Annotated in this window: 3 protein-coding genes; 2 read left to right on the forward strand and 1 reads right to left on the reverse strand. The window is 40.6% G+C overall.

Features of this window, described 5'->3' with window-relative positions; all coding sequences use genetic code 11:
* The coding region (locus tag ACP6PL_RS08870; RefSeq protein WP_426544659.1) for a two-partner secretion domain-containing protein at positions 1-2657 on the reverse strand (2657 nt) is incomplete at its 3' end.
* Positions 2658-3333: 676 nt separating this feature from the next.
* Here ACP6PL_RS08870 and ACP6PL_RS08875 point away from each other — a divergent pair.
* Positions 3334-4401, forward strand: a complete 1068-nt coding sequence (locus tag ACP6PL_RS08875) for a TIGR03032 family protein (protein WP_426544661.1) — start codon at positions 3334-3336, stop codon at positions 4399-4401.
* Between the two features lie 339 nt (positions 4402-4740).
* The coding region (locus ACP6PL_RS08880) for an FG-GAP-like repeat-containing protein (RefSeq protein WP_426544663.1) at positions 4741-11768 on the forward strand (7028 nt) is incomplete at its 3' end.

Consider the following 11768-nt stretch of genomic DNA (forward strand, 5'->3'; position numbering starts at 1 on the left):
GGATTAGGTGGAATTACCTCTGGACTCTCAGGGGCTGGGGGATTAGCCACTTCGTCGTCATTATCAGGAGGATTAGGTGGAATTACCTCTGGACTCTCAGGGGCTGGGGGATTAGCCACTTCGTCGTCATTATCAGGAGGATTAGGTGGAATTACCTCTGGACTCTCAGGGGCTGGGGTACGATCAATTGTTCTTATGATATTGCCTGGGTTGCCTGCCCCACTGCTGCCAACGGTAATTTCTCCGTTAACTTGGAAGTTGATGGTTTCTGGAGAAATGATGATGATGTCGCCCCCGTTCCCTGTACTTTCTGTGAAGGCTGATATTTCGCTGTTTTCATTGATTGTTAGTTGAGAGCTAATTTCAATTGAGATATCGCCTGCATTTCCTTGCCCACGAGTAGTGGAAGATATTTGAGCACCATTGATAACTTGGAGAGAATTAGTAGTGATTTTCAAATCACCTCCATTTCCTTCTGCTCCTTCTCCTACTAGACTAACTGCTGCACTAGGGAATAAGCCATCTGAAGATATTCCATCAAATATTACATTATCCTCCACTATAATATCAACGTTCCCTGCATCAGCATTGCCAAAGGTACTAGCAGATATTTGAGCGCCATTGGTAACAAAAAGATTATTAGCTGTAATATTGATATCTCCTCCTACCTCACTACCAGAAATATCTGTAAAAATATCTTCAGTTAACGTCACATCTCCTCCGCTGCTCAGAACAATATCTCCTCCAGCAATAGTGGAAATACCATTTACCTCTTCACTAACTCCACCAATATTTACATTTCCTACATCAAAAAATGCTCCACTATTCCCGGCAACTGACTCTAAAGAAGCCACATTCAACTCCAATGGTGCATCAATTGAACCTATCCCTCCACTGTTAAAAGTTATAAATAAACCACTACCCGCAGTTATCAATGAATTCTCAGAAACTCTGGTAATGTTTCCTCCATTTGCATTGACTAATACTTGCCCTGTTGTTGTTAAGTTTGCCAGATTTATATCACCAACTTCTCCTAAATTTCCTAACTGAATATTAATCGTTCCATTTCCGGCATTTAATGTTGTTCCATCTAATTGATTTATTGATGCTGCTCCATTACTCCGGTTGGCAATATTTGCTTCATTACTATTACCAAATAAGTTGATATTCCCATCGCCACTTGATGTATTAATATCAGCATTGATGTTAATGCTACGTCCGGCTTGTAATTCTACAGATAAGTCTATTCCTATATTTTCATTAATTGTTATATCGTTATCCGCTTGGAGAATAATATTACCCTCTGAGTTTTCTAGGGAAGTATTACTTTCTGCTCCTCCTAAAATAATATTTTCTGGGTCTAATAATATTGTTCCTGTATTGCCAAATTCAGCACTAACATCAACCTGACCGTTAAAATTTAATTGTTGTTTTCCTGAGACTTCTACAAAGCCTCCACTACCATAATTTTCTCCTCCTTTTGCACTAATATTTCCATCAAAATTAGTAATTCCATCTGACCAAACAATGACTTGACCTCCATCTCCATTTGTAATAGCATTAGTGGAAATAAAAGAGTTTTGATTAACAGAAGTTTGCTGAGAATTGGGAATTATACCATTGCCTTGAAAGTCGCCTCCAATTAATACTGTTCCCCCACCATTTAAACCATCAGCGTTAATATTGGCATTTATGAGAGCTACGCGCTCGCCCAAAACATTAACTTGTCCGATCATATGATCGGAGGTTGATACATCTATATTTCCTGAAACAATAGTCTCTCCTAAAGTATTGGCAATTGTTACATTATCTGTCAACACCATATTACCATCAGCATTAATTTTGATGGATGTAGCGTGTTTGTTGTCTCCACCAGTTAATAATTTTGGTAAAAATAGAGGAGCTATCTGAGAAATATCTGCCTCATTTGCTTTTTTGGGGTTGACTTCCAAACTTAATAAATGTCCTGGTTGAGATATTCTCAGGGTACTACTGCCTTCTACTGCTGCGATGGTAATGTTACCCCCTGGAGTAGAGAGTTGCCCTGTGTTGACAACTGTGCCACCTAACAAAGTTAGATTTTCTCCGGGATTTAAACTTAGATTTCCTTGATTAACTATAGCACCTGAGTTATTTTGGTTAAATCTATATCCACTAGGGTTTCCAACTAATTTTGAATAGTCGTTTGTTCCCATAGCTTCAAACCAGAAATTATTGTTGTTAAAGCCAATACTGGTGGCAGTGGTGACGCTGAATGAGGCAGGTATATTCAGGCTGGCGTTAGGACCGAACATTATGCCTGCGGGGTTGATGAGGAAGAGGTTGGAGTTACCACCGATAACTTGGATGAGACCGTTGATAATAGAGGCATTGCCTCCTGTGACTCTGCCGAGAATGTTGCGGGTGTCTGGGGTGGTTAAGAAATTAGCGGTTTGGTTAGTGTTGAGATTAAATTGGTCAAAACTGTGGAATAGGTTAGATCCATTGTGAGTTCCACCTTGGATGTTAAATTGGTTGCCGTTTTGATTTACGGTTGTTCCTGTGCCATTGTTGGCAGGGGTTATGGGTTGGGAGTAGGCGGGGAGTGTTGTTCCTAATTTGCCTAAAATTATAGTCAGAGTTGTTATTATATAAAATTTTAATTTAGTTGCTTTCATCAAAAAATATTCACCCTTTTGTCGCTAAGTATCACAAAGTACAAAGCTCAACTTTTAGCTAATATAAATAATTATGTATTTATATTAAATTTTAATAAATTTTCAGTAATATTGCAGAACTTGTCAATATGTAATACGATTGTGAAAAAAAGAATGTTACAAAACTCTAGTTATAGGCAACAGGCAACAAGTAATAGGCAACAGGTAAAGCATTGTCAGATATAAATTTGCAGAAATACTCCTTGAAAGCTCTAAACTTAGGAGCTATCTAAAAATGAGTTGTACAAATTTTATCCAGGATAAATTGTGAAATATAGCTTCCATCAAAAAAATAGTTTAGGTTATTTCTGCACGAGTCCTTAGTGAAGATATCAAGCGCGATAGCTATATAACTGAATTTTATATGATAGCCAATTTATTAAGATAATACAACGAAGCAATCCCTAGGTAGATGGCCATGGGGGGGTAAGGGAAAAATTAATCAGCAAAAGGCTCTTAACTCCTCCTCGGTATCACAAATGAAATCCATGAACATGATACTCTACAGCAAAGCAATCTCTAAGACTCCAAGGTCAAAGTCACCTTGTTAAGATTGTCCTGGGGGGAAAAATTATTAAACTAATAATCAAAATTCTTCAGTCTCCTCACAATTACAAGTAAAAACTAGGGGGACTTAGTGCCAGAAAAAGCCTCATTTGAAATTTTCGGTTCTCAACAATTTATTGACTGGTTGAATACTGAAAATTTGAGTCTAGCATTCACTACTTATCAATCTAATCGACTGTTTTTTATTGGGATTAAACCTAATGGTGATTTGTCAGCGACTATGCGGACTTTCGATCGCCCTATGGGACTTTATGCTACTGCTGATAGCTTGACTTTGGCCACCCGTTACCAGGTCTGGCAGTTAGAGAATATGGTGGAAAAAGGCCAATTGTTTAAGGACCGTGACAAAATGTATGTCCCTCGTCGTAGTTGGATGACTGGGCAGTTGGATATACATGATATTGTCCAGGCTCAATGGGGAGATAGATCACAACAAGTTATTTTTGTCAATACTTTATTTGATTGTTTGGCTACATTGAGCGATCGCTACAGTTTTACTCCGCTCTGGAAACCACCATTTATTTCTAAAGTGACCCCTGAAGAACATTGTCATCTCAACGGTTTGGCCATAGTTGAGGGAAAACCAGCCTATGTAACTGCTTGCGGTCAGTCTGATATGGTAGATGGGTGGCGAGACCAAAGGCGGAATGGAGGTTGTGTGATTGATATATCTAGTAAAGAAATTATTGCGACTGAACTTTCAATGCCCCATTCTCCCCGCTTTTACCAAGATAAATTGTGGTTGCTAAATTCAGGAAAAGGAGAATTTGGCTATCTCGACTCCAAAACAGGCAAATTTCAACCTGTAAAATTTTGTGGGGGGTATTTGCGAGGGATGACGTTTTGGAAAAACTACGCTATTGTAGCTTTGTCTAGACCTAGAAAAAGAGAACAAACTTTTTCAGGTTTAGTTCTTGAAGAGAGATTAGCAGCGAAGGGAGCAACAGCCTTTTGTGGTCTCCAAGTTATTAACTTGGACACTGGGGATATTGTTCATTGGCTGCGTGTTGAGGGAATAATTGTGGAATTGTATGACGTAGCAGTATTACCCGGAGTACGAAATCCAGGGTGTATAGGTTTACAAGAAACAGATGAGTTGAGGCGGGTGGCCACTCGTGATTTGAGTGTTGAAGTTTAAAAAAGATAGGGAATCTCAATTGTCATTGCGAGGAACATTTGCAGAGCATTCCGTCACGAAAGCAATCTGTGAATGGGAAAACAATTCAATCAATGGGATTGCTTTCCTACGGAATGCTGCGCAAACGTCGTCTCTCCTCGCAATGACAGTCTTATATCTTGTCCATCTAAAGCCAGGAACGAAGCTCTAATAGTCATTGCGAGGTACTAAGCAATATCTAAGAATTAGAAAATAATGCCGATTTCTTTCCTGCAGAATACTGCGCAAACCTCTTAGATACTCAGAATAACAGTCTTAATATATGCAATACATCTACTTTATTAATACCAAATTATAGTTATGTCTACCGTTCAAATTACCCAAACCGGAACTCCTAATGAAACTGGCGCAATACCAGCTATCTTTACCATCAGTCGCGACGATACCCTTGGCAATATCACAGTCTTCTTTACCATCTCCGGCACTGCCAGACAAAACATCGACTACGACATTCAAGGAGTCCGCACCGTAGATAATACCGTCTCCACGGTAACATTTGACGGAGAAAAAGGTAGTGTTCTTATTCCTGATGGACAAACCAGTGTTGATATACAAATAGTACCCAGGGATGATAATGTCAGCGATGCTTCAGAAACAGTCACTCTTACTCTGATAGAAGAACCCACTGGCGTACCAGAACAATATGATGTTACAAGCACTGCGGGGAATGAGACGGAAACTCTAACTATTACAGATAATGCTGCTCCCACAACTAAAGTAGTAGGGGCGAATGAGATTGTTATTTCTACGAATGCAAATGGTGCCCAATCAGTATTTGCAGCAGATTTAGATAATGATGGAGATGTTGATATTCTTAGTGCATCAAGAAATGATAATAACATCGCCCTGTACCTCAATGATGGCAGCAATAACTTCACAGAACAAGTCATCTCTACTAATGCTAATGATGCTAGAGAAGTATTTGCAGCAGATGTCGATAGTGATGGAGATGTTGATGTTCTCAGTGCTTCACGAATTGATAACAAAATCGCCCTGTACCTAAATAATGGCAACAATAATTTTACAGAACAAGTCATCTCTACTAATGCAAGTGGTGCCAGAGGAGTATTTGCAGCAGATGTAGATAATGATGGAGATGTTGATGTTTTCAGTGCTTCTGTCAATGATGACAAAATTGCTCTGTACCTCAACGACGGCAATAATAATTTCACGGAACAAGTCATCTCTAATACAGCAGATGGTGCAGAATCAGTATTTGCAGCAGATGTAGATAATGATGGAGATGTTGATGTTTTTAGTGCTTCACGAATTGATGACAAAATTGCTCTGTACTTCAACGACGGCAATAATAATTTCACAGAACAAGTCATCTCTAATACAGCAGATGGTGCTAGAGCAGTATTTGCAGCAGATATTGATAATGATGGAGATGTTGATGTTCTCAGTGCTTCACGGTATGATAGCAAAATCGCCCTGTACCTCAATGATGGTAACAATAATTTTACAGAACAAGTCATCTCTACTAATGTAGTTCAAGCTTTTTCAGTATTTGCAGCAGATGTAGATAGTGATGGGGATGTCGATATTCTCAGTGCTTCACGCTCTCAAGACAAAGTTGCAGTTTACCTCAACGACGGCAGTAACAATTTCACAGAACAGACGATTTCTACTAATGCTGATGGTATATATTCAGTATTTGCAGCAGATGTAGATAGTGATGGGGATGTAGATATTCTTAGTGCTTCACTCAATGACAACAAAATCGCCCTTTATGAAACAATATCCATCTCTCAAGTCAGCATCACTGCCACAGGAACTCCCACAGAAGCAGGAGCTACCTCTGGAACTTTTACGATAGATCGTGGTACTGACACCAACGGTAATATTACAGTCTTCTTTACCATCTCCGGGACTGCTACACAAAACATTGACTACGATATTAGAGGAGTCCGCACCGTAGATAATACTGTACCCACAGTAACATTCGATGGACAAAAAGGCAGCGTTGTTATACCTGATGGAGAAACCAGTGTAGATATACAAATAATACCCAGGGACGATATTGTAACAGAGCCTGGTGAAACAGTCACTCTGACTCTGATAGAACAACCCACCGGCGCACCAGAACAATATGATGTTACTACCATTGCGGGAAATGAGACAGCAACTCTGACGATTACAGATAATCCTAACCCCACAAATAAAGCAGTGGGAGCGAATGAGATTGTTATTTCTACGAATGCAGATTTTACTCAATCAGTATTTGCAGCAGATGTGGATAATGATGGGGATGTTGATGTTCTTAGTGCATCAAGAAATGATGACAAAATTGCCCTGTACCTCAACGATGGCAGCAATAACTTCACTGAACAAGTAATCTCTACTACTGCTGATGGTGCTTTCTCAGTATTTGCAGTGGATGTTGATGGTGATGGGGATATCGATGTTCTCAGTGGTTCTTATAGGGATGATAAAATTGCCTTATACCTCAACGCTAGCAGCAATAACTTCGCAGAACAGACCATCTCTAATAATGCCAACGGTGCCCGTTCCGTATTTGCAGCAGATGTTGATGGTGATGGGGATGTAGATATTTTCAGTGCTTCACAGTTCGACAACAAAATCGCCCTGTACCTCAACGATGGCAACAATAATTTCACCGAACAGACCATATCTACTAATGCTAACGGTGCCCAATCAGTATTTGCAGTGGATGTGGATGGTGATGGAGATATGGATGTTCTTAGTGCTTCATACTTTGGCGACAAAATCGCCTTATACCTAAACGATGGCAGCAATAACTTCACAGAACAAACCATTTCCACTAATGCAGATGGTGCTTTCTCAGTATTTGCAGCAGATGTCGATGGTGATGGGGATGTAGATGTTCTGAGTGCTTCATTCCTTGACGACAAAATCGCCCTGTACGTTAATGATGGCAGTAATAACTTCACAGAACAGGTAATTTCTACTAATGCTAATGGTGCTATTTCAGTATTTGCAGCGGATGTCGATGGTGATGGGGATGTAGATGTTATCAGCGCTGCACGCAACGACGACAAAATCGCCTTATACCTAAACGATGGCAGCAATAACTTCACAGAACAGGTAATTTCTACTAATGCTGATGGTGCCCATTCAGTATTTGCAGCAGATGTGGATAATGATGGGGATGTGGATGTTCTCAGTGCTTCAGTCTATGACGACAAAATCGTCCTGTACGAAACAATATCTGTCCCTCAAGTCAGCATCACTGCCACAGGAACTCCCACAGAAGCAGGAGCTACCCCTGGAACTTTTACCATAGATCGTGGCACGAACACCAATGGCAATATCACAGTCTTTTTTACCATCTCCGGTAGTGCCACACAAAATATCGACTACGACATCAGAGGAGTCCGCACTGTAGAGAATACTGTCCCCACAGTAACATTCGATGGAGAAAAAGGCAGCGTTGTTATTCCTGATGGACAAACCAGCGTAGATATACAAATAGTACCCAGAGACGATACTGTTGTTGATGCAGCAGAAACAGTCACCCTCACCCTAATAGAAGAACCCACCGACGCACCAGAACAATATGATGTTACTAACATTGCAGGGAATGAGACAGCAACTCTGACTATTACAGATAATGCTGAAGCCACAAATAAAGCAGTGGGGGCAAATGAGATTGTTATTTCTACTAATGCTAATCGTCCATTCTCAGTCTTTGCAGCAGATGTAGATGGAGATGGGGATGTTGATGTTCTCAGTGCTTCACGCATTGATGACAAAATAGCCCTGTACCTGAATGATGGCAGTAATAACTTCACTGAACAAGTTGTCTCTACTAATGCTGATGGTGCAACTTCAATATTTGCAGCAGATGTAGATGGAGATGGGGATGTTGACGTTCTTAGTGCATCAATAAATGATGACAAAATAGCCCTGTACCTAAATGATGGCAGTAATAACTTCACTGAACAAGTTGTCTCTACTAATGCTGATGATGCTGCTTCAGTATTTGCAGCGGATGTAGATGGAGATGGGGATGTTGATGTTCTCAGTGCATCACAATATGACGACAAGATAGCGTTGTACCTGAACGATGGCAGTAATAACTTCACCGAACAAGTTATCTCTACTAATGCTGATGGTGCTAAATCAGTATTTGCAGCGGATGTAGATGGAGATGGGGATGTTGATATTCTCAGTGCATCACAATATGACGACAAAATAGCCTTGTACCTGAACGATGGTAGCAATAACTTTACAGAACAAGTAATCTCTACTAATGCTGATGGTGCTATTTCAGTATTTGCAGCAGATGTGGATGGTGATGGGGATGTTGATGTTCTCAGCGCATCAATTTTAGACAACAAAATAGCCTTGTACCTGAACGACGGCAGTAATAACTTCACTGAACAAGTCATTTCTACTAATACTGATTTTCCTAGATCAGTATTTGCAGCCGATGTAGATAATGATGGAGATGTGGATGTTGTCAGTGGATCGCGGGACGATAACAAAATAGCAGTCCACCTAAATAATGGCAGCAATAACTTCACAGAACAAGTAATCTCTACTAATGCTGATGCTGCTGCTTCAGTATTTGCAGCGGATGTAGATAATGATGGGGATATTGATATTCTCAGTGCATCACCGGATGATAACAAAATAGCTCTCTACGAAACAATACCTGTCCCTCAAGTCAGCATCACTGCCACAGGAACTCCCACGGAAGAAGGAGCCACCCCTGGAACTTTTACCATAGATCGTGGCACGGACACCAACGGCAATATAACAGTCTTCTTTAACATATCCGGAACTGCTACACAAAACATTGACTACGATATTAAAGGAGTCCGCACTGTAGATAATACCGTCCCCACAGTAACATTTGATGGACAAAAAGGCAGCGTTGTTATACCCAATGGACAAACCAGTGTAGATATACAAATAATACCGAGGGACGATACCATTACTGATGCCTCAGAAACAGTCACCCTCACTCTGACAGAACAACCCACCGACGCACCCGAACAATATGATGTTACTACCACTGCGGGGAATGAGACAGCAACTCTGACTATTACAGATAATCCTAACCTCACATCTAAAATAGTGGGGGCGAATGAGATTGTTATTTCTACTAATGCTGATGGTGCTGAATCAGTATTTGCAGTTGATATAGATAGTGATGGCGATATTGATGTTCTTAGTGCATCAAACAATGATAATAAGATAGCAGCTTACCTAAACGATGGCAGTAATAACTTCACAGAACAAGTCATCTCTAGCAATGCTGGTGGTGTCCGTTCAGTATTTGCATTAGATGTGGATAATGATGGGGATGTTGATGTTCTCAGTGCTTCATACTCTGACAACAAAATTGCCCTGCACCTAAATGATGGCAGTAATAATTTCACAGAACAGGTGATCTCTATTAATGCCAATGTTGCTGGACCAGTATTTGCAGCAGATGTGGATAATGATGGGGATATAGATATTATTAGTGCTTCACGGCTTAATAACAGGATTATTGTCCACCTAAACGATGGCAGCAATAATTTCACAGAACAGGTAATCTCTAATAATGCTGATGTTGCTGAATCATTATTTGCAGTAGATGTAGATAATGATGGGGATATTGATGCCCTCAGCGCTTCAAAGCTTGATAACAAAATCGCTGTACACCTAAACGATGGCAGTAATAATTTCACAGAACAGACAATTTCTACTAATGCTAATGTTGCTGAATCAGTATTTGCAGTTGATGTAGATAATGATGGAGATATTGATGTTCTCAGTGCATCAAGCAATGATGACAAAATTGCCCTGTACCTCAATAATGGTAGTAATAACTTCACAGAACAGACAATTTCTACTACTGCTAATGTTGCTGAATCAGTATTTGCAGCAGATGTAGATAATGATGGGGATATTGATATTCTCAGTGCATCAAGCAATGATGACAAAATAGCAGTTTACCTAAACGATGGTAGCAATAACTTCACCGAACAAGTAATCTCTACTAATACAGATGGTGCATCCTCAGTATTTGCAGCGGATGTAGATAATGATGGGGATATTGATATTCTCAGTACATCACGGTATGATAACAAAATCACCCTTTATGAAACAATATCCGTCCCTGTTTTAGGCAACCTAGCCCCCGCAACATTTACCGAAAGTGCGGTCAACTTAGAAGCACAAATAATAGATGGCGATGTAACTCTTACCTCTGAAAATAACGACTTAAGCGGTGGCAATATCACTATTGAGTACAGTATTGGTGGGGACATTGAAGACCAACTAACCGTTACCAACATTGGTACAGGTGTAGATCAAATAGACTTTGATGGTAGCGAAATCACCTACGAAGGCAACATTGTCGGTAGTATTGACACCATCAACAACGGAGTAAACGGTGTCGGGTTAGTAATAAACCTAACCACTGCCAATGCTACAGTCACTGCTGTAGAAGCATTAATAGAAGCTATGAGCTACCAAAATACCTCTGCAGATCCCACAGCTAGTCGGACTATATCAATAACAGTCAACGACGGTATTGCTGAGAGTGAACCCCAAGTCTTAGAAATAACAGTCACCGCCGACAACGATGCTCCACTCCTAGACAATACCTTAGATGAGACGGGAGCGATCGCCGACATTGAATTAACAGTAGATGAAGACACAACAGCTATCGGAGTAGTAGGCAACCTAGTTAGCGAAATAGTTGCCCTCACAACAGGCAATGTTACTGATGCCGACACTATCCCCACACCTGTTACAGGTATTGCTATTACTTCAGTAGACGAAACTAACGGCATTTGGCACTACACCACTGACGGTGGCACAACCTGGACTCCAGTAGGAACAGTATCCGAGACCAGTGGATTGTTATTAGCAGACGATGCCAACACCCGTCTATTATTTGCTCCTACAGCAGACTTTAACGGCAGCATAAGCAATGGCCTGACGTTCCGCGCTTGGGACCAAACTTCTGAGACGGCAGGCACAAAAGTAGATGTTAGCATTAATGGTGGGACTACAGCTTTCAGTATTGACACAGACACAGTTAATGTGGTAGTCAACCCAGTCAACGATGCCCCCACAGCAGCAGACAATACAATAACCATAGAAGAAGACACCAGCAACACATTTGCTACCACAGACTTTAACTTTAGCGACATAGAAGGCGACAGTCTAACTTCCATCACCATAACCAGCCTACCCACAGCAGGAACATTACAACTAAACGGAACAAACGTAACAACCAACCAAATTATTACAGCAACAGATATTTCCAACTTAGTATTTACTTCAGAAGCAGATGGTAACGGCACAAATTATGCCAACTTCAACTTCACAGTCAACGACGG

Origin of the sequence: Dapis purpurea BLCC-M126 (assembly GCF_050015975.1) — a bacterium.
GTDB lineage: Bacteria > Cyanobacteriota > Cyanobacteriia > Cyanobacteriales > Microcoleaceae > Trichodesmium.